General features: G+C 45.8%; 33 protein-coding genes. 13 read left to right on the forward strand and 20 right to left on the reverse strand.

The features are described 5' to 3' along the window. The first annotated feature begins 173 nt into the window (after positions 1–173). The 9 genes from Q384_RS07505 to Q384_RS07540 all read left to right on the forward strand — a co-directional run bounded on the left by Q384_RS07505 (position 174) and on the right by Q384_RS07540 (position 6,280). Positions 174–425: a hypothetical protein gene (locus Q384_RS07505; protein WP_037586980.1), complete on the forward strand. Its 252-nt coding sequence runs from the start codon at positions 174–176 to the stop codon at positions 423–425. 60 nt (positions 426–485) lie between these two features. Continuing rightward, a complete protein-coding gene (locus Q384_RS07510) occupies positions 486–929 on the forward strand; it encodes a hypothetical protein (protein ID WP_037586981.1) in 444 nt (147 codons plus the stop codon). 50 nt (positions 930–979) lie between these two features. Further along, positions 980–1,144: a hypothetical protein gene (locus Q384_RS13290; RefSeq protein ID WP_156956497.1), complete on the forward strand. Its 165-nt coding sequence runs from the start codon at positions 980–982 to the stop codon at positions 1,142–1,144. Between the two features lie 413 nt (positions 1,145–1,557). After that, on the forward strand, positions 1,558–2,262 hold the full coding sequence (locus tag Q384_RS07515) for a TrbC family F-type conjugative pilus assembly protein (RefSeq protein ID WP_037586982.1): 705 nt from the start codon (positions 1,558–1,560) through the stop codon (positions 2,260–2,262). 440 nt (positions 2,263–2,702) lie between these two features. Beyond that, on the forward strand, positions 2,703–3,152 hold the full coding sequence (locus tag Q384_RS07520; protein ID WP_037586983.1) for a single-stranded DNA-binding protein: 450 nt from the start codon (positions 2,703–2,705) through the stop codon (positions 3,150–3,152). Positions 3,153–3,162: 10 nt separating this feature from the next. Then, positions 3,163–3,354 (forward strand): hypothetical protein, encoded by a 192-nt coding sequence (locus Q384_RS07525; protein ID WP_037586984.1) that lies wholly within the window; start codon positions 3,163–3,165, stop codon positions 3,352–3,354. Beyond that, the gene (locus Q384_RS07530) at positions 3,354–5,393 is read left to right on the forward strand and encodes a DNA topoisomerase 3 (RefSeq protein WP_051940684.1); all 2,040 of its coding nucleotides are present in this window, start codon (positions 3,354–3,356) and stop codon (positions 5,391–5,393) included. The genes Q384_RS07525 and Q384_RS07530 overlap by 1 nt, the downstream gene beginning before the upstream one ends. A gap of 12 nt (positions 5,394–5,405) precedes the next feature. Continuing rightward, positions 5,406–5,939: a hypothetical protein gene (locus Q384_RS07535; protein ID WP_037586985.1), complete on the forward strand. Its 534-nt coding sequence runs from the start codon at positions 5,406–5,408 to the stop codon at positions 5,937–5,939. Further along, positions 5,936–6,280: a hypothetical protein gene (locus tag Q384_RS07540; protein ID WP_037586986.1), complete on the forward strand. Its 345-nt coding sequence runs from the start codon at positions 5,936–5,938 to the stop codon at positions 6,278–6,280. The genes Q384_RS07535 and Q384_RS07540 overlap by 4 nt, the downstream gene beginning before the upstream one ends. 5 nt (positions 6,281–6,285) lie before the next feature. Here the strand turns inward: Q384_RS07540 and Q384_RS07545 are convergent, their stop codons facing one another. Then, on the reverse strand, positions 6,286–6,480 hold the full coding sequence (locus tag Q384_RS07545; protein WP_037586987.1) for a hypothetical protein: 195 nt from the start codon (positions 6,478–6,480) through the stop codon (positions 6,286–6,288). Positions 6,481–6,609: 129 nt separating this feature from the next. Here Q384_RS07545 and Q384_RS07550 point away from each other — a divergent pair, with 129 nt between their 5' ends. Genes Q384_RS07550 through Q384_RS07565 form a run of 4 tightly spaced genes read left to right on the forward strand, consistent with a single transcriptional unit; the run spans position 6,610 to position 8,875 of the window. Next, positions 6,610–6,996, forward strand: a complete 387-nt coding sequence (locus tag Q384_RS07550) for a hypothetical protein (RefSeq protein WP_037586988.1) — start codon at positions 6,610–6,612, stop codon at positions 6,994–6,996. Then, positions 6,983–7,549, forward strand: coding sequence for a YcbK family protein (locus Q384_RS07555; protein WP_037586989.1), 567 nt, complete (start codon positions 6,983–6,985; stop codon positions 7,547–7,549). The genes Q384_RS07550 and Q384_RS07555 overlap by 14 nt, the downstream gene beginning before the upstream one ends. Positions 7,550–7,551: 2 nt before the next feature. Further along, positions 7,552–8,175 (forward strand): ProQ/FINO family protein, encoded by a 624-nt coding sequence (locus Q384_RS12945; protein WP_084224433.1) that lies wholly within the window; start codon positions 7,552–7,554, stop codon positions 8,173–8,175. Further along, positions 8,168–8,875, forward strand: a complete 708-nt coding sequence (locus Q384_RS07565; RefSeq protein WP_051940693.1) for a hypothetical protein — start codon at positions 8,168–8,170, stop codon at positions 8,873–8,875. Before Q384_RS12945 ends, Q384_RS07565 begins: the two co-directional genes overlap by 8 nt. Before the next feature lie 92 nt (positions 8,876–8,967). Here the strand turns inward: Q384_RS07565 and Q384_RS07570 are convergent, their stop codons facing one another. From Q384_RS07570 to Q384_RS07635, 19 genes are all read right to left on the reverse strand, one after another. Beyond that, positions 8,968–9,492: a hypothetical protein gene (locus Q384_RS07570; protein WP_037586990.1), complete on the reverse strand. Its 525-nt coding sequence runs from the start codon at positions 9,490–9,492 to the stop codon at positions 8,968–8,970. 82 nt (positions 9,493–9,574) lie between these two features. Continuing rightward, on the reverse strand, positions 9,575–9,919 hold the full coding sequence (locus Q384_RS07575) for a hypothetical protein (protein ID WP_037586991.1): 345 nt from the start codon (positions 9,917–9,919) through the stop codon (positions 9,575–9,577). Positions 9,920–9,995: 76 nt separating this feature from the next. Then, the gene (locus Q384_RS12690; RefSeq protein ID WP_051940696.1) at positions 9,996–10,583 is read right to left on the reverse strand and encodes a DUF1281 family ferredoxin-like fold protein; all 588 of its coding nucleotides are present in this window, start codon (positions 10,581–10,583) and stop codon (positions 9,996–9,998) included. Between the two features lie 152 nt (positions 10,584–10,735). Continuing rightward, entirely contained in the window at positions 10,736–10,870 is a 135-nt protein-coding gene (locus tag Q384_RS14320) for a hypothetical protein (protein ID WP_281174519.1), read from the reverse strand. 31 nt (positions 10,871–10,901) lie between these two features. Further along, positions 10,902–11,036, reverse strand: coding sequence for a hypothetical protein (locus Q384_RS14325; RefSeq protein WP_281174520.1), 135 nt, complete (start codon positions 11,034–11,036; stop codon positions 10,902–10,904). Beyond that, the gene (locus Q384_RS07585) at positions 11,036–11,284 is read right to left on the reverse strand and encodes a hypothetical protein (protein ID WP_156956498.1); all 249 of its coding nucleotides are present in this window, start codon (positions 11,282–11,284) and stop codon (positions 11,036–11,038) included. The genes Q384_RS14325 and Q384_RS07585 overlap by 1 nt, the downstream gene beginning before the upstream one ends. A 631-nt stretch (positions 11,285–11,915) precedes the next feature. Continuing rightward, positions 11,916–13,022, reverse strand: a complete 1,107-nt coding sequence (locus Q384_RS07590) for a DUF6094 domain-containing protein (RefSeq protein WP_037586993.1) — start codon at positions 13,020–13,022, stop codon at positions 11,916–11,918. A 133-nt stretch (positions 13,023–13,155) separates the two neighbouring features. Beyond that, on the reverse strand, positions 13,156–13,407 hold the full coding sequence (locus Q384_RS07595) for a hypothetical protein (protein WP_037586994.1): 252 nt from the start codon (positions 13,405–13,407) through the stop codon (positions 13,156–13,158). 88 nt (positions 13,408–13,495) lie between these two features. After that, a complete protein-coding gene (locus Q384_RS07600) occupies positions 13,496–15,865 on the reverse strand; it encodes a DEAD/DEAH box helicase (protein ID WP_051940699.1) in 2,370 nt (789 codons plus the stop codon). Between the two features lie 551 nt (positions 15,866–16,416). Beyond that, positions 16,417–16,566, reverse strand: coding sequence for a hypothetical protein (locus tag Q384_RS13295; RefSeq protein WP_156956499.1), 150 nt, complete (start codon positions 16,564–16,566; stop codon positions 16,417–16,419). Next, a complete protein-coding gene (locus tag Q384_RS07605; protein WP_037586995.1) occupies positions 16,563–16,838 on the reverse strand; it encodes a hypothetical protein in 276 nt (91 codons plus the stop codon). Before Q384_RS07605 ends, Q384_RS13295 begins: the two co-directional genes overlap by 4 nt. Before the next feature lie 136 nt (positions 16,839–16,974). Continuing rightward, positions 16,975–17,655, reverse strand: coding sequence for a hypothetical protein (locus Q384_RS07610; RefSeq protein ID WP_037586996.1), 681 nt, complete (start codon positions 17,653–17,655; stop codon positions 16,975–16,977). 106 nt (positions 17,656–17,761) lie between these two features. Beyond that, positions 17,762–18,334: a DUF3275 family protein gene (locus tag Q384_RS07615; protein WP_037586997.1), complete on the reverse strand. Its 573-nt coding sequence runs from the start codon at positions 18,332–18,334 to the stop codon at positions 17,762–17,764. A 124-nt stretch (positions 18,335–18,458) separates the two neighbouring features. After that, complete coding sequence (locus tag Q384_RS07620) at positions 18,459–19,085, reverse strand: hypothetical protein (RefSeq protein WP_037586998.1); 627 nt, start codon at positions 19,083–19,085, stop codon at positions 18,459–18,461. Between the two features lie 162 nt (positions 19,086–19,247). After that, positions 19,248–19,421 (reverse strand): hypothetical protein, encoded by a 174-nt coding sequence (locus tag Q384_RS13300; RefSeq protein ID WP_156956500.1) that lies wholly within the window; start codon positions 19,419–19,421, stop codon positions 19,248–19,250. After that, entirely contained in the window at positions 19,414–19,809 is a 396-nt protein-coding gene (locus Q384_RS07625; RefSeq protein WP_037586999.1) for a hypothetical protein, read from the reverse strand. The genes Q384_RS13300 and Q384_RS07625 overlap by 8 nt, the downstream gene beginning before the upstream one ends. A 91-nt stretch (positions 19,810–19,900) precedes the next feature. After that, positions 19,901–20,344 (reverse strand): hypothetical protein, encoded by a 444-nt coding sequence (locus Q384_RS07630; protein WP_037587000.1) that lies wholly within the window; start codon positions 20,342–20,344, stop codon positions 19,901–19,903. 18 nt (positions 20,345–20,362) lie between these two features. Next, positions 20,363–20,503 (reverse strand): hypothetical protein, encoded by a 141-nt coding sequence (locus tag Q384_RS13305; protein ID WP_156956501.1) that lies wholly within the window; start codon positions 20,501–20,503, stop codon positions 20,363–20,365. Between the two features lie 184 nt (positions 20,504–20,687). Further along, positions 20,688–20,957: integrase core domain-containing protein (locus Q384_RS07635; RefSeq protein WP_037587001.1), on the reverse strand; the 270-nt coding region annotated here is incomplete at its 5' end.

The raw sequence follows: 20,957 nt of genomic DNA on the forward strand, positions 1-20,957 counted from the left end.
TACAAAACCGGCGAAGTGAGCCGGACGCTGTAAACCCCGTTTACAGTTTTAGAAAATCATCTGTTCACGGTTCCGGCTGTAAACCCCGTTTACAGCTGAAAAGAAATCCATGAACCGGGAACGGATACAAAACGTAAAAATAAATTTTAAGTTTCCTAAAAGGATTTTCAAATATGAACCGAATTATAGTAACAATGATAGTGTTTAGTTTTCTAATCTTATGTATGGATTCTATACCTCATTATTACCCGATTAATAAGTTTTCTTTGTCATGGAGTTTGATCTGTTTGGGTGTATCAATATCAATGGTTTATTTTTTTGTACGCCAAACTAAAAAGTATCTGGGAGAACAGAGAAAGAAAGACGAAGAAGCTGAAGAAAAAATAAATGAACAAATTCGCCTTTTTAAGCAGTATCTAAAATGACATACTGTACAGTATCCGAAATAACATACTGCAAAAGGCTTTAAGGGTAAGGGGAGTTAAGTGCGGCAGACGGTTGAGATTGAAAAAAATTTGGTTCAATTGGTGAGTGAAGCCAAAGCGTTTTATCGGAGCTGCCAAAATTTGGAGTTAGTACTGTATCTGGTGTATCAGCGCAAAACTGTAAACGGGGTTTACAAGGAATATCCGATTGAGGACTACCACATTCCGATGATGCACTGGGCAATGTGGCAGAACAGTAAACGCAAAGTAGTGATGGATTGGGCAGTGGTGTCGCAACAGTTAGATAAAGCGAATGCGTCTTTAGATGAACGGCTACAACACATGCAAATTCATATGCGTATGCTTCAATTCACTGCATTGGCAAAAAATCTGCAAGTAGAACTGAGACAGGCCTACATTCTGCAAAACCATTTGCTGTATATGTTGGATATGGAACATTTCAGCATCAATGATTTTAAACGCATGACTTATTTTAGTAATTAGGGATACGTAACTTATCAGCGTATATCAAATCACATACAAGGAGTAGGAAAATGGAACAATTTCTTGCCGCAGCAATAGCGACAATTTTGTTGTGGATAATTCTCATATGCACAAAAGATTTATTCTTAGCAGTTCTTGCAGCAATTTGTGTAATGTCTTTTGCTCATGATATGAACCATAACTATGAGAAGAAAAGTCAAACAGAACAGAAATAAACTATAGACAAATGGGCACTTTATATAAATGAGAATAATTGTATCTTAAAAGAGGCAATAATTGATGTGAATACCAAAAAAGGCACACAACAGCAATATCAATGTCCTAATGGGGTTGTTGTAACCTTAACCGGTGAGCTTGCGAGTAATCCTCAATGAATGATGTTGGCAACAGAGATTACAGAGTAGCTTAAAACCAGACTCTCACTCGCTTTATACCTATACCGGATACAGAAAACATGAGTAGCAAAGGTTTTGTATGTTTGGCAGCGTAGCTTTGTGTTGAAAAAACACTGTAAACGGGATTTACAAGATTTTTGCACTCATTTGTAAAAATTGAGGATAATTCCATTTTCTTGTAAACCCCGTTTACAGTGTTTCTGGGAAGTTAAACTTTTAAAAGGAGCATCAAAATGAAAAAATTGCCGGTAATCGTATGCGCTTTATCCGCATCAGCTGTGCTGTCGCTGTCAGGCTGCTATTACGGAGCCATTAATGTTCCGGCGGTGTTGGTTGGGTCATATTTGGGACAGAAAGCCACTTACGGTAACTACAGTCCGGTGGGGAACTCTTGGCGTTTAAAAGATACAGATATTCGCAAATTGACAAACTCACCTGACTTTAAAATTATTCAATTGGCACAGCTGAGCAACAAGAATCAAATGGTGCAGATTTTGCCGGACACGCAATCTTTTCGCGTGTTTGACGCAAACGATTTAGCGACGTACCGGCAAGAAAAAACGGCTGTCAATCCCAAATGGAATGACCATTCCGTTGATTACTACGCCTTTATCTCTTTAGACATGAAAGATAAAGATTTGAGCGATGTGGCCGACAATGTTCTGAAAAATAAAGGCTTGGTATTGGCGCGCGGCTTAAAGAACGACTCGCTGTCCGAAACATTTAAGGCAGCCAAGGTGTTAACCGACAAAGGCGCGATTGTTTTATTGGCACCGGCGATTATGGAGCAAATGAAAGTGAAGCGTTCACCGACATTTGCCGACGTAGTGGTTGCGCCCGACGGCAGTTATGGCTGCACCCGACCCGACAGCAAATCGTGCGCTACTTACAGTGGGCAAGTCGGATTTTTACGTCCACTGTTTGAAATTAATCTGTAAACGGGGTTTACAGTATAAATACAATCTTCGTTCACCTTTTATTCCTGCTGTTTTTTTCTGTTGTTTTTTTCCGACAATTGACACAATAAATTGTGTCGGATTATCTTGATAGGCGTTTTGTATGCCCTGTTTTGTTGCTTTAAGGCATTGCTGAAACGGTTGTAAACGGGGTTTACAGCCGTTTTTTTGAAAAATAATCGGTATTTTTAATCATTCAATCCAAAAATAATTGGTTCAGTTCACAATTTCAGCTGTAAACGGGGTTTACAGCTGAAACAGTAAGACCATGAATGAAACGCTTGCAAGCCAAAAGGGCAATAAAAACCGCTTGACACAGGCGTTTAAATATTTATAGAATACAGAACCCTTAATCATGATGGGTTAATTTACGCTGTTGTTTTACGATATGCGTTTTTCCCCTCTGTTTAAGGAGTTTTATCATGTCTATGTATCTCAAAGTTCGCGGCAATCTGGGGCAAGATTGTGACCTGAAAACGGTTAATGATACCGGTTTTGTGCTGAACTTCTCTATTGCTTCTTCCCGTTACAAACCCAAAACCGATGCCAGCGGTAAAACCGAATATGAACAAGACGGTCATACTGAGTGGATAGATTGTGAGTATTGGAATCGCAACGCCGCTCATCTGCACAAAATACTGAAACGTGGTATGCCGGTGGTGGCAATGGGTGAGGCATGGGTGCGCGAATGGCAAAATAAAGATGGTGAAACCATACGCACTTTGCGTTTACGGGTTGCCGAGCTTTACATTGTACCGGCCGAGCGCGTAGAAGCCATTGATCTGCGTCCGGCACGTTCGGTAATAACCGATTCGGCAACAACCGCTGCCGAAGATGAATCGCAAGCTGATGATACCGATATTCCGTTTTGAGTGATTTTTTATGCGCATTCCCGCTCAAAACAAAACCTCTTTATTGACCGACATACGCCAAGTCGGCAAAGCCTTTCGGCAAGCATTATGGACGTGGGTTTGTAATGCTTTGCCGTGGTTGCTTATGGCTGCTGCGCTGTTGTTTGTTTGCCGTGCCGCTTTGTTGTGGCTGTGGCAGTCAATTCTTGCGGGGTTACACTGATGAAGCTGTTTTTGTGTGAAAAACCCTCGCAGGCAAAAGACATCGGTAAGGTGTTGGGGGTATTGGACGGGCGTTTTGACGGTTATTTCAGTAAGAATGATGTGGCATTAACGTGGGCGTTTGGGCATATCTTAGAATACGCTATGCCCGATGCTTACGGCGAACAGTACAAAAACTGGGGCAATTTGGACGCATTGCCGATTGTGCCACAACGCTGGTTGATTGTGGTCAAAAAAGAGGCAAGTAAGCAGTTTGGTGTGATTCAAAAACTGTTAAAACAAGCCGATGAAGTGGTGATTGCCACCGATGCTGACCGTGAAGGTGAGGTGATTGGCCGCGAAATTCTGGACTATTGCGGCTATCGCGGCAAAGTATTTCGTTTTTGGACTTCGGGACTTGACCCCGCCTCCGTCAAAAAAGCCCTTGCCGGTATTCTGCCCGGGCAAAAAACCGAACCGCTGTATCAGGCAGGTTTGGCACGTTCCCGCGCCGACTGGCTGGTGGGCATGAATTTGTCACGGGCTTATACGGTGGCATACGTAGCGGGTTTCGGTAAAGAACACACTTTATCAGTGGGGCGTATTCAAACGCCGACTTTAAATCTGGTGGTGCAGCGCGATAAGATTATTGACACTTTCGTGCCGTATCCTTACTACACTTTAGCGGTCAGCTTTGTGCCGCAAGACAAAGAGCCGTTTAAAGCGACGTGGCAAATCCCCGAAAATCTGCGCAACCAAGATGGTTTTTGTACCGACAAAGCGGTTGTTGATGATTTGGCAAAGCGCATTCACGGCAACCGATATATCATCGATCGAGCCGATACTGAGCTGAAAAAAACGCCCGCACCTTTGCCTTACAGTCTTTCTGCACTGCAAAAAGAAGCCAGTAAGCGTTTCAATATTTCCACCGGTAAGGTGCTGGATATTGCTCAAGCACTGTATGAAAAACACAAGCTCACAAGTTATCCCAGAACACCGTGTCAATACTTACCGCAATCACAGCAAGCCGATGTATCGCGTATTTTTACCGCACTGGAAAGCCTTGATCCGAGTATTTCAGGCAGCCTGAAACAGGCTGATCCATTGCGTGATTCTCGGGTATGGAATGATGCTCAAGTCAATAAACATTCGCATCACGCCATTATCCCGACTTCTGTAGCAATTTATGATTTAAATACCCTCAGTAAAATTGAGCGTGATATTTATCTGATGATACGCAATCGCTATATCGCACAGTTTCTGCCTGATTATCAATATGAAGCCACGGTGATTTTAATTACCGCTGAACAGCAGTTGTTTAAAGCGATGGGACAGGTACCAAAGCAGCAAGGTTGGAAAGCATTGCTGGGACAGACAGAAGACCATGATGATGACGATAAGGGCAGTACACCCTTGCCTAAAGTCAGCGCGGGCGAAAGCGTTCAGGCAGCACACGTTTATCCCGAAAGTAAAAAAACCACACCGCCGCCGCGTTTTACTGAAGCCACATTATTGGACGAAATGCGCACCTTATCTGATTTTTTAAAAACAGTGGGTGATGAAGCGATTAAAAAGGTATTGAAAAGCACTGAGGGACTGGGCACTGAAGCCACTCGCGCTGCCATTATTGGGCGGCTGTTTGAAATGAAATACCTTGATAAACAAAAGGGCAAAATTTCTGCCACCAATAAAGGCAAACACCTGATTGCCGCGATACCGCCTGCCGTTGCCGACCCGATTACCACCGCCAAATGGGAATTGGCGTTGGCCTGCATTGAGGCGGGCAGACTGACTTTGGCTGAGTTCTTAAGTTTTCAGGGGGCTTCTTTGGGTGAGTTGGTGGCACAAGCAAAGGCGGATGCGGTAAAACGCCCACCGCCGATTGCCGCCGCCAAACCAAGTAAACCTCAAGCGGCAGCAAGCCAAATTGGGCAGACTTGCCCGACTTGCCAAACAGGTACTTTGATACGGCGAGATTTAAAGAACAATCCCGAAAAACCATTTTTGGGTTGCTCAAATTATCCGAAATGCAAGCATTTTGAGTGGTTGAAATCGAACTGACAAGGAAGAAATATGGCATTGCTTATTGACGGCGATAAACTCTTGCGTGATTTGCGTCTGCCGTATTTTACCATTGCCCAATTGCGCGAGATGAAAGTGGGCGATTGCTATGAACTCTTTGATGTTTACGAACCCGGTTTATGGCAAGGCGATATGAGTGCATCTGCCAATGCCTTTGCCGCCATTGAACGGGTGTATGGCAGCTGCCGCTTATCGGGTTTGTGGTTACTAAACATCGGCAATGCCAAACGGCGCGGCTATTTGTATGTTGATGAAATCCGAATAAAGCTCCTGCCCAACCGAACATTCGAGTTACTACCCTACCGTCAAGGCGGCGAACAAGCCGCACTCAATGGCTTGCGTTTATTTGTCCGCATTTGCCGGCTGGCTCATCGCTTGGCAGTGATGGCGAGGAATGCAGGCGCAATAGAGGACGCATTGAAATTACGCCCGTGCCTGATGAATGAAGTAGAACGCCGTTGCGGACATGAAGTGGCATTCCTGAAGACATTGACAACAGTTGATAAAACGAAGGAAAAGTCATGACGCAAGATATATTTATTGATTACCTGCATCGTGTGCAACGCATTGTATCAGCGATGTCCGATAACGAAAATGATGAGCTTTCATCAGTAAACCAATTGGTGGAACAGTTACCAATATTGGCAGAAAATTATGCAGACAGAATGATTAGTCAATTGAGTTTGCAAGAAAACATCGGAACAGCAAGTCAATCATACTGTTCCGATTTGGCAGCCAAAATAAGCCTGTTGATGAAACAAGAAACCGATGTTCCTCATTTGAAAGAAATTACTTCTTTACTGGCAATGGATAAAAAATTTTTGATCCGTATTTTGGAAATTGGTATGGGTATTATTCGTTTTTAACCTGCTCAAGATTCATGTGGAGAAGGACAACCACAGCGAACCATATTGATGCGTTTGCCGATGGTGTCCATTAGCGCACACCGTGCATCACTATCCATAGAAGGTGAGTCACGAATAAATAGCATTAAATCTCCAAATAGTTCACTGATGGCATCAAAACGATTTTGTAAATCTTCATGACTAAAATCTTCATTATTCATGATAAATTCCTTTTTGGTGGGTTGATTAATAGGAAGCTCAATCGTACCAAATGTCCGCGAGACATTAAACCTGCTGACAGCCGGGAAAGACCGGCTTACTCAAAAAGCAAAATTTGGGAGGAAATTAAAATGCCGTGGTTTGAAAAGACGTTGCAGCGTCGATTGGACACTTTGCAATTACCCAAAGCACAGATTATCCCGTTAAACAATACGGAACGTTTAGAAGCGGTTATCCGGCTGAAATTGAACGTGGCTACCGTGTGCCGCCGGTTCGCCAAACTTCGCCTGTTTATGGATTTATTGATGACGGTGGGTTTTTCGGTGTCGTGGCTGACGTTTTTAACGGTGATGAATTTCGGCGGTGATCCGTGGTGGTTGCTGTGGTCATTAACGGGCGCAACGTTTTTCAGCATTGGCTTTGTTTGGGGTTATACCGATTTTGGTTGGGAAGAATTCAAAACAGCCAAACAGCTTACTCAACAAGCGAGGGAGTTGAGGGGCAATGAATCGGCGTGAGTTTCTGCAAACAACGGCAGCGGTGGGGGCAGTCATTTGTTCAGGCAGCCTGTTGTTGCCGCAAGACGCTTTAGCCGTTACCAATATGGCGGATTTTTGGTTAAAAAGTCGTTTTTTGGAAGCGCGTCGCGCCGATACCGGTGAGAAGCAATTAATCCGTTTTTATGACCAACAATACGGCTATGACCCCTACGGCTACCGCGCCGCTTGTTGGTTGCTGCGTGATGCGAAAGACCGAAACGCCATGGTATCGGTGGATATTGGACTTTTAAATTTGGTGTATGCCATTCAAGAGTGGGCGCGTATGTCCGGGCGGACGAATCCTTTAATCACAGTGAATTCCGCATACCGTACTCCGCGCCGCAATGCGGTTATTGAGGGTGCTGCACGGCATTCCTTGCACATACAAGGGCGTGCCATTGACATCACCATGCGCGGTGTGGATTTACGCCAAATTGAGGCAATGGCGAAATATTTCAAAGTGGGCGGAGTGGGTATTTACCGCTCATTCATTCATTTAGATACCGGGCGTGTGCGCTCTTGGCGGGGATAATCATGGAACAGCAGCAAACCTCCGAACAACAGACCTTAAGCAAAAACCAACAATTGGCACAAATCAAAGCATATTTGTACCACCAATTTGAGGTATTGAAGGAATTCAAACCCTTGGCATTGGGTATTGATAAAGACATCATTGCCGCTTTACCTCAATTTGACAAAACCTTGGTCAAACGGGCGTTAAGCAGCCACTGCCGCCACCCGCGCTACATCAATAATCTGGCACAAGGCGGTAAACGATATGATTTGCAAGGCAACGAACAAGGAGAAGTAACGCCGGAACAACAAGCCAAAACCGAACACCATCAGGTACTGAAAATCCAAGCCGTTATTGAGTATTTAAATCGCGAATACACGGTATTCAAACAACTGAAACCTTTATCCAACAATATTCTTAATGAATTGACTGCTGCCCTACCGCAATACGATACAGCATTACTGAGAACAGTCTTGCGCCGGCATGTTTTTCGCACCCGCTACCTAAAAGCGGTTATTCGGGGTGGTGACCGGCTGAATCTGCTCGGTGAAGTATGTGGCAAAGTATCGGCGGGTGAGCAGAAAGCCGCTCAGCAACAACTGGCACACCTGGCGGACAAGAAACAGGGGCTGAATTATGAGTGATTTTGCTTTCCGAAAACAGCAACTGGATAATCCGCCGCTGTGGGCAAACGATGTACTACAGGCTTGGGACGAAACCGCTTTTGAAAAGAAGCGGAATTTTATTCAAAGTCATTATTGGACAGCACAGGGCAGTGTGAATGTATTTAATGTGGTTGGGACAATACACGATGATTACAAAAATAAGTCATGGCTGAATTTGCTGCAAAACGGCAAAAGAATGCACACTAACTTACCCTTGCTGGCAGAAAACCCCGGCTATTACACACAAGCAGGCATTTTAAGACAACCGACTATGGATTTTATTACCACTGACGGTATCCATTTTTACATCAATAATGACGGTAATCACCGAACCTGTTTGGCACGGTTTTATTTTTACAATTTGAGTTTAACGCATATCCATAATATCGAAATAAACCATTACCGCATTGATGAGCCGTTTTACTATGTCTATACCCGGCTTAAAACGATTATTCAGGAACTGAAATTACCCATTAACCTGCAACCCGAACACACACGAATGAAGCGCGAAGACACCGGTGGTTGGAAAGAAAGTTTTTTCAGAACGGTTTTGCAATGGACTGAAAACGGCAGAACCGAAACTTTGGATTTTGAGGCAGCGGAGGCCAAATGGTTGATGTTAAATCAGCATGGCGGCGGGTTGAGCCGGAAAATCAAACGCTTGATAGGAAAAAAATAAAGGCTTGTACCAAAACTATTTTGATTTGAAAAATAAGAATCATGGCAACCAATATAAAAAAGCCGACCCATACAGGTCGGCTTTGGCGTTTACTACAAAAGCAAATAAGCATATTGCGCCGCCGTTTGCTGCAAAGCGGCAATCAATTTCGGCAAAGGTGGGGCGTAATAGTAGCTGTTTGGCTCACCCAACAAATCCCAAAAATAGTCGTTTAAACACCATTCGTAATTTTCTGGTTCACTGCAAAAAGAATTGCTGTCACAAAACCAAAATTTCACCACCATATCCAAACAACCATCGCCTGGGCAAGCCATGCTGATTTGTCCTAAAACGGCTTTCATCTTGTTGCCGGGTAACTCAATGCCGGCATGAACGATGATTTCGGCAAAACTGCCTGGATACTGTTCCAAAACCGATAAGGCTTGGATAAGATGGGTTAAATTGACACGCAAGATAATTCGGTTGATTTGCTCTGCCCATTCAGGGCAGCTGCAGCTGATGTTATCCGGCTTGATGCCGTCAGCAGACAGCTGTAATTGCAACATCAATTTGCTGTTGCGCCCGTATTCAGCAACAGTACAACTGAACGCTTGTGAATCGGGGATTGAGGCGGTCATCGGGTATCTCCTTAAAAAGATGGGGATACACCTACCCATGAACGGGGATTGGTGTTTCCCCATATGGGTTAAAAAAGCACAGTTAAGCGCGATTCAGAAAAAAGATTTGCCGTCCCGGTACGTGATAGGCACCACTCAGCATCTCGCGCAAACGTTGCTCTGTTTCGCTTTCTGCTTCGGTCAAACCTTGGTTGCGGTAGTCATCGGTAAACGCCGAAAAATCGCGGTTCCATTGATAAAATTGCGGCGAAAAAAGTTCACATTTTTTCGGCACGGGTTTACCTGAACAGTTGTACAAAATATTGTCCGACCCTATGTCATCATCACTGCGAAGGTAATCCAGTGTGATGGTGCCGTTTGTATCAATACTGCCGATGTCCACAAAGCCAAGTACCGGGAAAAAAACTTTGATAATGCGGGTTTTCATATGGTTGCTCCTGGATAAAATGAAAAACAGGAGCAAACCCCGACAGGAATTTGCCCCTGTGGGGGTGGGTTAAAAATCAAAATGGTGTTTCACAGCCGGACGACTGACCGTTCCTGACTATTTCTTCTTCGCCATCAGAAAAATCCGTTGGGTCATAGCCGAATACTTCACAAGCAAAGTCAATGACGCCATCTTCTTCACACGGATAATCTTCCAATTCACCGTCCGCTCCGAGGTAATAACCGGCAAAGAAACAGCCCTCCTCGAAATAGTCGGCACGCAAGCTGAGCGTGGGATAAACCGCGCAAATGGCTGAGTAAATCCCCTCCGGCGGTGACCATGCGGTATCAAAGCTGAGGTCAATGCAATCGTCTGACACCGAGACATAGCTTTCATAGGCGTCCCATTTGGTTCCCCAATTGATCAGCCGCCAGTCATACCAGTTTTTGGCACCGAAACGTTCCAAATTGCGTTCATAAGCAGCAGAAAGCTCAGGATTGTTTCCTGCATCAACAAGATTCAGTTCTTGAGGCATCGGGCAAATGCCCTCAAAACAAAAATACGGCTCACCTTTATCATCGGTTTTGACGATACGGGCAGCCAGTTCACGGATTAGGGCAGGTTCGCCGCGGATTTCCACCGCATTTTGACACCAATTGGGCATGATAAAACTCCTAAAAAAACGGGGATACACCATGCCCCGCAAGGGAATGGGTATCCCCTTGGGGTTGAAAAAAAGACAAACAAAACCCACCAAACGCAAACAAGGTTTGCGGGGTGGGTTTCAGGGTTTTGCAACAAAAACGCGGTTAAGCGTCAGGATTTGGCATGTTCGGATTTTTCTGCTTGCTCTTTGTCGATGCGTTCCACTGATTTATGTAACCAGTGGATAAAGGCAAAAATAAGCGCGACAAAAGTCCAAATCACGGCAGTTAATAACCAATTGTCCATTATGCTTCCTCCTTACAAACGCGATTAAGCATCAGGATTCCGCGTGTTTGGATTTTTCTGCTTGCTCTTTGTCGATGCGCTCAACGGTTTTATGAGCCCAGTGAATAAAGGCAAAGATAAGTGCGGTAAAAGTCCATAACACAAAAGTTAAAAACCAATTGTCCATTATGCTTCCTCCTTAATGGTTAATTTGGCACGGTTTACTCGAAGATAGTTAGCACCATAAGCGCAACCATACCCGCTCATTAAACAACTGAGCAAGTTCAGCAACTTGGCTAAAAACAAACCATCTCCAAACCAAGTAATCGCCAGCACCGCCAATAACGACGCTTTGGTTGCATCATCAAGGATTTTAATCCAAGATTCCAAAGTATCGTTTGGCACGGGAACAGGAATAATGAGTTTCTTTATCATAGTCCTCATTTTACCACCTCCCGCCGTGCGGCTGACAAGGTTAAAACATCAAAATAAGACATAACTGCTTCCTTTCTGTAACAAAAAAGCGTGAAAGACAGTTATGCCCTCGCGGGGATAATCGTCCCCACGCGGGTTGGTTAAGCAAATACCTGAATGACAGGTTGATTGTTACTGCAAGTGCCGTCATCAACACGAATGCTGATTGATGCTGTTTAACGGTCGGCATCAAGACTGTAAGCAGACAGTCGGCTGTTGAAAACGATCCGCTGAATCAAAAACAATTCATTGTCTTAAGTCATTTGCACCCAACAAATCACTTAAATCAATGCTGCCGGAAACAGGAACGTATTCTGATTTGTTTAAATCACTCACAAAGCATTAGAATAGGCGCGACTGACTGTGCATTAGAATAGGCGCGACTGACTGTTTGCCGCGTATTTCCTCCTGAAAAAACAAACGGTAAGTTAAAAAATCAAAACCGGGGTTAAGACAATCCGATAGCGGCTGAATGCCGTTATCGGATTTTTATTTGTTGATACTTGATAACATTGTTCAGGCTGCCTGAGGCTGCCTGAACAGAGAGGTTTAAAAAACGCATCAAAACGGGATTGCGCTCCAAGGTGATACACTACTGAATGGTAACCACCTCACCATACCGATCCGAACCATGCGTTAAATCAATGGCGCGGATGCGCGGCACAAAGCGGTCAAGCTCGGTAACCACCACCACAGAATTGCCTTTGGAATCGGTTTGCTGCTCTTGGGTTTTGAGCTTGGTTTTGTGGGTACTGCCTTTAATCAGCAAGCGTTGCCCGGTTGCCGATTCCACCACACCATTTACCTGTCCTGCGGCCAGTGCCAATGCCGAATGCCACTGCCCTAAACGCGTCAATGGACGACGTTTGTCGGCAACAACATGGCTGTTGAATAGACTGCCAAACTGTGTCCACAGGGTTTGACCGCGCAATGCCGGCAACTCGGCGGCCAAACCGTCTTTATCCACACACAAACTAATCGGACGAAACACCCGGTCCGATGCGGCGGGAACGGCATAGCAATAGCCGGGAAACTCGGTTATCGTGGTGGCGTGCTGCCAGTCTGCCAGCTGCTGCTGTTGCATTTGCAACTGTTTTTTACCAATGGCAGCACGATTTTTGGGCTTAATGCCCATAATCACCACCTGATTAAAGGTATCAACACCTGCCTGCCAAATCCGCAGTTCGGTAAAGCGTGAGGCGATTTCGGCGGTAAAGCGTTCGGTCAACGACTGGGTCGGCACAATCAGTACCAATACACCCTCGTCTTGCAGGGTGTGTGTGGTGAGATTGAAAAACACTTCTTCCCAACGCGGGGTTTTATCGCCTGCCAAATCATCGCGGGTTTTAAAACCGTAAGGCGGATTTAAAAACAACACACCCACACTTTTGGATTGCAGCACACAGCTCTCAATATCACCGCGTACCACGAAACCCAATTGCTTGGCAGTGGCAGCAGCACGTTCGGCGTCCAGTTCCACGCCAATGGTTTGGCAATCGGCTTTGTCTTGCCGAAACGCCTTGGCAAGCACGGCTAAAGCATCGCCCTCTCCGCAGCAAGGGTCAAAAATCCGTAAGCTGCCGCTGCCGGCTTCCAAGCGATCAATAATGCCGTACAGTGTGGCATCATCGGTCGGGAAATAGCCGTTTTTAGCGTGGTTATGCGCAACGCGAGGGTGCATTAAATGGTTGGTACTCATCTTCAGGTTTCCTTGTTAAAAAACGGGAAACCTGCCCCATATGGGAAAAAGGTTTCCCGTATGGGGTTGAGAGATTGCCAATGCCGGGTTTTCAGGCAGCCTGAATCAACAGGCTGCCTGAAAAACACACAGATTAAGCAAGGGTAAACGGTTCTTCGTCTTCCCACACATCATCGTCAGTTTCCACCAACACACCGCCGCAGCACGGACAGTAGCGGTAGTCCTTACTGTTCTCCGGCATCCAGTCAAATATCCAAAAATCACCGCCGCAGGCGAGTTTGTACCAAATCTCTTTGGCAGCGCATCCGTGGCCGGCTTGGATTTCGTCTTGGGTGTAGTAGTAGGTGCGTTTGGTGTAGAAGCAGGTTTTGGGGTTTTGTTGCATGATTACTCCTTGAATGTTCAAAAAAATAGGAGCAAGTCCCCAAGGGAGCTTGCCCCCTTGGGGAGAGGTTGAAAAAAGCGTTAAGACCTCAAACCGTTTCCGCCACCAACCGTTTCGCCAACTGTACTTCCACCGAGTCCTCGGCCGAATTCAAGATGTCCAGTCCGGTATCGGGCATGTCGCCTGAGGTGGATTGCGCCACGGCGATTTTTTTTGCCATTAGCTCCAAGCAAATTTGCTGCGCCGTGTTCATGTAGCCGCCGAAATACACTTCGACCGGTTCGGTTTGCCCAATCCGCCATGAACGGCGTGCCGCCTGCATCAGCGTATAAACGTTGTAGCCCGTCTGCATGAAGTAAATGGTCGGAAACTGCAGCAGGTCTAAGCCGGTTTTGACCAACTCGGGATTGCTGATGACGACTTGGCAGCCTTCGTCCAAACGTTCAGATACCCAGTCTTCACGTTGATCGGCTTTCACCGAAGCACGCAACACTGCCGCTTTGATGCCATGCCGTTCAAACAGATGTTTTAATCGTGCCGTGGTGTCGCGGGTGTCGCTGTAAACGGTATAAACCAACACGCGGCGGTTTTTTGCCAATGCGTCTTGAACCACTGCCAACACGTCCGCTTCTTTCGGTGAAACATCGTCTTCGCCAAACAGCGCAGGTGCTTGAAACAGCACTTGCTTGTAACGTTTCCAAATCACAGTTTCTTCACGGTCACCGCAATCCGGCCATGCCAGCAGCGCATTGGTAACCACACCGGTTAAAGTGTTGTCGCCTTTGGAAACCGCCGCTCTCAGTTCAGCTTGCAGTTCCAGCTTCATGCGGCGGTAAACCTCGGCTTGTGCCTCGGTCATTTCCACAGAACGGAAGATTTCTTGATAGCCGGGCAAAACACCCTCGCCCAAATCCCGCAGTTTCAAAAACACTGTTATGGGCAGGACATAACGCATAATCCCCAGCGGTGAAAAACCGGGGGCTTTGGCGGTACGTACTTGATTGCGGCTGGCTCTGGAACTCGAAAACGATCCGTCTGAGTATTCGTTGCCGGTACGGGTTTTGATGATGTCTTTCAACACCCCATGCTGACGCATAAACGCCATACCCGCTGTTCCCAGCGTTCCCGATTTGTTGTACGCAAAACCATCTTCCAGCATCAACTGCGGATTGAGCCGCCACAGCAGATAAAACAAGTCATCGGCATAGCCGCCCATCAGCGTCCCCGTTAAGCACAATTTCTTGTGCGCACAGCGCGCCAACACGCCCATTGCCTGCCCTTGTGCCGTACCGTAGTTTTTGTACTCATGCCCCTCGTCTATCACCATTAAACCAAAGAAATTCTTGGGTAAATAGCGTTTGATAAATTCGGTCGGCTGATAGCCGCCTTGTCCCAAAGAAAACTCCGCACGGCTTAAGGCGCGGTCTAAGCGGCTTGCCTGACGTTCGTTGAAGATAAACTCACCCTCATCGTCCATCAAATTGGCAAAGGATTGGATATTGTTTTCTAAAATCTCTGCCAGCATCTGTTCACCGAATTGATGTATCAGCTTTTCAGCAGTCTTTTTACCGACGGTAGGCAGCCGGCTGATGGCAGACAACACACGGTCATACACCGATACCGGTGCTTCTTGTGTGTTTTTACGGCACAAGGTCCACAGCGGTTCACCGCAGCGAGACGCATTGATGTTTTTGCCGGTTTTGTGTTGGCAGTACGAACGCGTATTGCTTAACACTTGGCGTAATTGATCTTCACTGTCATACGCGTGATTATCGCTGTCGCAAATTTCGCCGCCGCATTTCGGGCAGCAAAATATGCGTTTACGCACCTTTGCCAATGCGTCATCGTCAAACTGAGATTGATAACGCACGGCATAAGCCGCCTGCCAATGGAAACCCATGCGCATACGCACCCGCCCTAAAATAAAAAACTCAGGAACGGACACTCGTTCACGGACGGCAGCTCGGATACACAACAGCTTTGTCAAAGTATCGGCACCATTCAGCACCCACACCCGTGCTTCGGGTATGGTTTTGAGGATTTCACGCCGCCATTTGTAAACCAAATGCGGCGGCGACAACACCAAAGTACGCGGATAACCCTCGGCATACGCCACGGCAGCCGCCGCGATTGCCATCATGGTTTTACCGGTCCCCATTTCCGCATTAATTACCGCAGCGGGCTGGTTTTCCGTAAACAGCAATTGATTGACGGCACGCACTGTGTCGCGTTGTGCCGGAAACAATCGACGGCTTAAACCGTCCATCACGGCTTCGTGTTTGGCGTGGATTTGCGAAGTGTAAAGCGGCTGATTCTGTGCGGTTACGGCGTGAAACAAACTGTCGCCGAAATCGTTTAAGAACTGTGCCAGCGGTAGAGAATTGCCCTCTGACTCGGCTTGTGCCTCAGCTTCGGATTGATTGATGATTTCATCATTGTTTAAAACAGGGTTTTGCATGATTAAAGCTCCAAAAAAGAAGCGGGCGCAAAACCCCGTGCGGGATTGAGCGTCCCGCGATAGGGTTAGTAAAACAAAGGTGAAACCTCGCTGTCGGCGAGATTTCGGCGTTAAAAAGGAGAAAGCACCGCGTATCAAATCCATTCAATACGGGTGCTTTCAATCAAATGCCGTAAAACGGCGGGTTTTGTGTGTATCACTGTTGTATGGTTTACCTGACTAAAGTAAAACCAAGCAACAAACGAATACACCAATCAATACACACCCAACAACAGGGAGGATAAGCCTGCGCGCTCAGTGCCTGTGTTGCCGGGCAGTAAGAGCGGTAAGAACATTAGGGGTGTTAAAAGGTTTTACTGCAAATGCCGTATCAACACGAATGTTGATTGATGTTGTTTAACGGCTGACATCAAGACTGTAAAGCAGACAGTCGGCTGTTGAAAAATGGGCTTTATGCAAAACTTTCAGGCTGCCTGCAAGCCTTGCATAAAACCCACTGAAAAGTGGGCTTGTTCATACTCAACACCGCTGAAATCAATCAGCGTAAAAGGTTAAGAATGCTTGTGTTCGGCATTAAACGGGGCTTTCGCTTGTTCAGCCTGCTCACGCGCGCGCCGCTCTTTTGCCATGCTTGCGCCTGCAATAAAACAAGCTAACATGATAACAGCAACAATGCTGCAAAAAATCGCAAAAGGTGTCATTTGTCTTCTCCTGTCAAAATCAGTGCAACTGCCAAAAAGAATGTAGCCACGATAGTGGCAAGTACGGCAAAGATAATACTGATTTCTTTATCATCATTGAAACCCGTAAAAGTTTCTGCCAATAATGCACCTGCCGCCAATTTCAGCCATAAAGTGATTTCTTTCAGGCGTTCTGTTGATGGCTGTAACTCTTCTATATACAGCAGTACGATTTCTTTTAAGGTAGTGTAAACGAACACTATGCCGTTTAACAGCTTTTCCAGATATTTCATCAAGCACTTCATGCCTGTCCTTTCAAAAAAACGCTGGACAGACATGCCCCAAAGTGCGGGTATGACTACCCGGCAGGGGTGAATGCAAAAACAAATACGGCTGTCGTTGCAAAGGAAAACCACCAAACAACCACAATCAAGCCGCTTGTTTCAGTACCCGTGCAGGGTAACGAAAATCCATTTGACCTGTTTTCAGCATGGTGCTGATAATCTCGTCAAAGTTTTCAGGCAGCCGGACACAACAGGCTTTGATACCGAATACACCGCCGATGGAAGACAACCGGTCATCAACATCAGGCGGGTTGTGGTAAATCAAATAATCACCGCCGTTATGAGCTTGATCCGATGCGGTCATGCTGATTAAGCGTTCCAGCACCGCATCGCGCCAATCGTCCAGCAAAGGAACATCAGATAAGGCTTGGATACATTGCCACGCACCGTTTAACTGTGTTTCGGTGTCTGTGTTCGGCGGCTGTAACAGCCATGCCGTGCGTGTATCGTGATTGGCTTGCAATACTTCTTCGGCATATAAAAAGAGGTGTGTTAACACCCCATAGTTATGCGTGTGTATTTTGCTTACTCGCTTATGCAAAGCCGAGAAATACCGTGCCGTGCGTTTGTGCGGAAAATAGGGTTCATCTTTTGACAGCCGAAAACCAATCTGATCATTACCCAGCGTTAATGTCGCCAGAAGAGCCTGAATATTGGCTTCGCGACCATAAAGCGAAGCAAACATCAAACGATTGTTGTCAATCAGAAAAGCATCACTGAATAAATCACCGGCAGTGCCGCTTAATTGAAATAGAGGTGAGTGCATGGTGTTTCTCCTGAAGTTTAAAAAACAAAACAGGGGATACACCATGCCCTTTTAATACGGGGAATCGGTATCCCCGTGAGGGTTTAAAAAATAAAATCACAAAAAATCATGCAGCCGCTGCATCAGGCAAATACCAAGACTGGGTTTTGCCGTCAAAACGATAGCCGTGTTCTTTGACTTGGTTTTTCAGTTTGTAAAACAACTCACGCTCAAGCGAGCCGTCAAACTTAATCGGCGAAATACCGCTTGCCAAACGTTGCGACAGGGTCTCTTCATCGGATACCCAATCGTCATCGCTGATTGGTGTATTGCTCACTTGTAAGAGCGGTACATTGAGCGGTTCGGCGGCAGCGTTTACCGAATCATCATCAGCCAGAATCTCAGCCACTGCCATATTGGCACCGGCTTCGGCTTGCTCTGATTGATTCATGATTTGGGTGTGCTGCCAATCCAAACCGGCACACATTTTTGTGAATGAGCCGCCGTTCCATGTATAGGCTTGCTGGTAAATTTTATCCACCACAAACAAGCCTTCATAACTGCCCTCGGTAAATTGGTCTAAAGCATTTGCCTTAACCTCAAAATTACCCACGTCAGTGAGTAATTCAGCCACCATAAACGGGCCGCGCTTACCGGTACGTTCCAATACTTTCAGTGTACCGCTGATAGAAAAAGACATGATGTATCTCCTTGAAAAAAGGGATACAGGCAAGCCCCAAAGGGATAAGCATGTATCCCTTTGGGGTAAGTAAAAATAAGACAACAAGAAACCCACCGAAAAATCGATGGGTTGTTAAAAATACTTAAAAGGCTTGATTGGAACGCAGCGGTAAGCCATGTTTCTTTAAGCCTGTATAACTGCTTGAAGTCCAGCAACATGCGCGGAACGACATCATGTGTTCCATGTTGCCGTGTTCTGCCAAAATGTCGAGTATCCAAGCAAAGGTTTCCGCTATTTCAGTTTCAAGGCTGCCTGAATTGACTGCTTTGAACACATGCTCGTAATCCAAGCGGTCTTCAGCAGTTTCCAATTGACATTGCCCGTCCCCTGTTTTCAGATACCAAGATACCAATGAGACATTTTCTTGGTATTCTCGGTTCAGCGTCAGCACAATAGCGGTTTTGTCGCCGTAATAAGTGGGCACTGCCAATACCGCCAGCCGTCCCACTTCGCCCAGTAATCTGCCGCCATCACAGTAACCCAAGGAATGAATGCTTCTGTCGGGATAAGGATCGGTTGCTGCTTTAAAGCCCGGTAAATGGGCTTTTAATAAACACAGCACATCTTCATGCACCGAATAGTCCGTATAGAGGTATTCACCGTTTTCATCTTCATCGGTGTATTCGTCCACATAAACCATTTGACTGTATTTCGCTGCGTCTGCATCTTCCAAATACCCGGATTGGTAAAAATAATTTCCTGCGCCCATGATGTATCTCCTGAAAAAAAGGATACACCATGCCCGTTGCGGGGAATGAGTATCCCCGATAGGGTTAAAAAAACAAAATAAAATTAAAAAATCAAAATACCTGAATGACAGGTTGGTTTTTACTGCAAGTACCGTATCAGCACGAATGCTGATTGATGTTGTTTAACGGCTGACATCAAAGACTGTAGGCAGACAGTCGGCTGTAAGAACCGGAGAAACCCAGATGTGTTTTTTCAGGCAGCCTGTTGTTTGCGCCTTTGCAAACCAAACCGCCTGAAAAAACCCACCGGAAAGCGGGTTTGATGAAATGACAAGCCAATTTAAGGTTTTATTCACCGCGGTGTCTGCGCAAAAATCGGCGCATTTCACGGGGGTGCAGATGGCAAAACCGCCACCAAAAACCTTTGTATAAAGCCTGTTGGTCATAGGCTTTATCGGCGCGTTGCCATGCCGCGTCCACGTTGGCAGCGGAGGGGCGTGATACTTCGCAGCACAGATATTCGCTGAATAAAGCCGAAGTTTTTAAAGAAATTAACTCGCCGTATTCGTCAATCAACAGAAAATCTTCTAAATAAAAATTCATGTGGATTAACGTGGCTTTCACGCCGGAAGTGCGGCGGGTCAGCTGAACACCGGGTTTGAGTTGCTTTAATAAGCGTCTGCCATCGGCAGAAATCGGCGGTTGTTGTAACAAAGCAGAAACGGGTTTGAAAAAAGAAAACATGATGTCCCTCCGAAAACGGGGATACACCATGCCCACAGCGGGGAATGTGTATCCCCGCAAGGGTTAAAAAAAGTGAATGGTTAAGTGTTAATTAAGTATCCTTGCTAAACAGCGGCAAGGTTAAATCAGCACTCTGGGAAAAATCAGAAATAATGCTCAAAATTTGCTCAGGGAATATTTCGTAATCCTCGAAACATATTTTGCGCCGGTCAGTGATGTTATCGTCTAGCGTAAGTATTTCTTCAGCAGTTGCACTCTCACAAAACTCATCATAGGCCGCTTCGATGAGGTGTAATTTGTCAGCAAACTGTATCCACCAATCCCAATCGTCCGGTGATATGGCGAAATACGTGCAAGTTGCGGCATTTGTTAATGCCGTATCAATAGTCGGATAGAGGTCAAAATCATTGATATAAATAAGCCCCCTCGGGCGTGCCTGCTTGATCAAGTCCAATATATCAAATTGGTCAGTATCGTACAGCTCTGCCAATTTCAGCACACCGTCTTTGACAGTGATTAAATTAACGGGTTTCATATCAATCTCCTGTGGTTATTAAGTACTGACACAAAACTCAGTAAACCGCGGCAAGGTATTCTTTACCTGAAAACCGCCATCAGAAGTTTGGTGGATAGAAATAAAACCATTGCCGTAATCGCTGCCGAAAGCCTTTTTATTGGTAAAGATAAACTTCATTATGTTGTATCTCCTGAGAACAGGGATACAGGCATACCCTGAAAGGGATAAACGTGTATCCCTTTGGGGTAAGTAAAAAATAAAAAAACAAGAAACCCACCGGCCGCAAACAAGGGTTAGCGGGGTGGGTTTCAAGATTTGAGAACAAAAACGCTTTAGGCGTTGATAAGGTTAAGTGTAAGAATTATCCGCGTTGTTTACACTTTTCATCAAAATAAAAATATTTCTCTAGTACCTCGTATGCCGTCGCTCCGTTAAGTGATTTATGGGGCTTCACCGTATTGTAGTAGTTGATGAAGCGATTTAGCTCCAGCTTTCGATACTCACTGTCCTGAAAGCGTGTTTTATCGTGCCACATCTGCATCAACGTCCTGATAACCCGCTCTGCCTTACCATTGGTCTGTGGGCGGGCAACTCGGGTAAATTTTTGATTGATGCGATGTTCTGTACAGAC

Source organism: Stenoxybacter acetivorans DSM 19021, assembly GCF_000745895.1.
Lineage (GTDB): Bacteria > Pseudomonadota > Gammaproteobacteria > Burkholderiales > Neisseriaceae > Stenoxybacter > Stenoxybacter acetivorans.

Excerpts from the sequence above, each read along its gene's own strand:
- Q384_RS07505 (WP_037586980.1), top strand. The coding sequence starts at position 174 with ATGAACCGAATTATAGTAACAATGATAGTGTTTAGTTTTCTAATCTTA.
- Q384_RS13290 (WP_156956497.1), top strand. The coding sequence starts at position 980 with ATGGAACAATTTCTTGCCGCAGCAATAGCGACAATTTTGTTGTGGATA.
- Q384_RS07515 (WP_037586982.1), top strand. The coding sequence starts at position 1,558 with ATGAAAAAATTGCCGGTAATCGTATGCGCTTTATCCGCATCAGCTGTG.
- Q384_RS07520 (WP_037586983.1), top strand. The coding sequence starts at position 2,703 with ATGTCTATGTATCTCAAAGTTCGCGGCAATCTGGGGCAAGATTGTGAC.
- Q384_RS07525 (WP_037586984.1), top strand. The coding sequence starts at position 3,163 with ATGCGCATTCCCGCTCAAAACAAAACCTCTTTATTGACCGACATACGC.
- Q384_RS07530 (WP_051940684.1), top strand. The coding sequence starts at position 3,354 with ATGAAGCTGTTTTTGTGTGAAAAACCCTCGCAGGCAAAAGACATCGGT.
- Q384_RS07535 (WP_037586985.1), top strand. The coding sequence starts at position 5,406 with ATGGCATTGCTTATTGACGGCGATAAACTCTTGCGTGATTTGCGTCTG.
- Q384_RS07540 (WP_037586986.1), top strand. The coding sequence starts at position 5,936 with ATGACGCAAGATATATTTATTGATTACCTGCATCGTGTGCAACGCATT.
- Q384_RS07545 (WP_037586987.1), bottom strand. The coding sequence starts at position 6,480 with ATGAATAATGAAGATTTTAGTCATGAAGATTTACAAAATCGTTTTGAT.
- Q384_RS07550 (WP_037586988.1), top strand. The coding sequence starts at position 6,610 with ATGCCGTGGTTTGAAAAGACGTTGCAGCGTCGATTGGACACTTTGCAA.
- Q384_RS07555 (WP_037586989.1), top strand. The coding sequence starts at position 6,983 with ATGAATCGGCGTGAGTTTCTGCAAACAACGGCAGCGGTGGGGGCAGTC.
- Q384_RS12945 (WP_084224433.1), top strand. The coding sequence starts at position 7,552 with ATGGAACAGCAGCAAACCTCCGAACAACAGACCTTAAGCAAAAACCAA.
- Q384_RS07565 (WP_051940693.1), top strand. The coding sequence starts at position 8,168 with ATGAGTGATTTTGCTTTCCGAAAACAGCAACTGGATAATCCGCCGCTG.
- Q384_RS07570 (WP_037586990.1), bottom strand. The coding sequence starts at position 9,492 with ATGACCGCCTCAATCCCCGATTCACAAGCGTTCAGTTGTACTGTTGCT.
- Q384_RS07575 (WP_037586991.1), bottom strand. The coding sequence starts at position 9,919 with ATGAAAACCCGCATTATCAAAGTTTTTTTCCCGGTACTTGGCTTTGTG.
- Q384_RS12690 (WP_051940696.1), bottom strand. The coding sequence starts at position 10,583 with ATGCCCAATTGGTGTCAAAATGCGGTGGAAATCCGCGGCGAACCTGCC.
- Q384_RS14320 (WP_281174519.1), bottom strand. The coding sequence starts at position 10,870 with ATGGACAATTGGTTATTAACTGCCGTGATTTGGACTTTTGTCGCGCTT.
- Q384_RS14325 (WP_281174520.1), bottom strand. The coding sequence starts at position 11,036 with ATGGACAATTGGTTTTTAACTTTTGTGTTATGGACTTTTACCGCACTT.
- Q384_RS07585 (WP_156956498.1), bottom strand. The coding sequence starts at position 11,284 with ATGATAAAGAAACTCATTATTCCTGTTCCCGTGCCAAACGATACTTTG.
- Q384_RS07590 (WP_037586993.1), bottom strand. The coding sequence starts at position 13,022 with ATGAGTACCAACCATTTAATGCACCCTCGCGTTGCGCATAACCACGCT.
- Q384_RS07595 (WP_037586994.1), bottom strand. The coding sequence starts at position 13,407 with ATGCAACAAAACCCCAAAACCTGCTTCTACACCAAACGCACCTACTAC.
- Q384_RS07600 (WP_051940699.1), bottom strand. The coding sequence starts at position 15,865 with ATGCAAAACCCTGTTTTAAACAATGATGAAATCATCAATCAATCCGAA.
- Q384_RS13295 (WP_156956499.1), bottom strand. The coding sequence starts at position 16,566 with ATGACACCTTTTGCGATTTTTTGCAGCATTGTTGCTGTTATCATGTTA.
- Q384_RS07605 (WP_037586995.1), bottom strand. The coding sequence starts at position 16,838 with ATGAAATATCTGGAAAAGCTGTTAAACGGCATAGTGTTCGTTTACACT.
- Q384_RS07610 (WP_037586996.1), bottom strand. The coding sequence starts at position 17,655 with ATGCACTCACCTCTATTTCAATTAAGCGGCACTGCCGGTGATTTATTC.
- Q384_RS07615 (WP_037586997.1), bottom strand. The coding sequence starts at position 18,334 with ATGTCTTTTTCTATCAGCGGTACACTGAAAGTATTGGAACGTACCGGT.
- Q384_RS07620 (WP_037586998.1), bottom strand. The coding sequence starts at position 19,085 with ATGGGCGCAGGAAATTATTTTTACCAATCCGGGTATTTGGAAGATGCA.
- Q384_RS07625 (WP_037586999.1), bottom strand. The coding sequence starts at position 19,809 with ATGTTTTCTTTTTTCAAACCCGTTTCTGCTTTGTTACAACAACCGCCG.
- Q384_RS07630 (WP_037587000.1), bottom strand. The coding sequence starts at position 20,344 with ATGAAACCCGTTAATTTAATCACTGTCAAAGACGGTGTGCTGAAATTG.
- Q384_RS13305 (WP_156956501.1), bottom strand. The coding sequence starts at position 20,503 with ATGAAGTTTATCTTTACCAATAAAAAGGCTTTCGGCAGCGATTACGGC.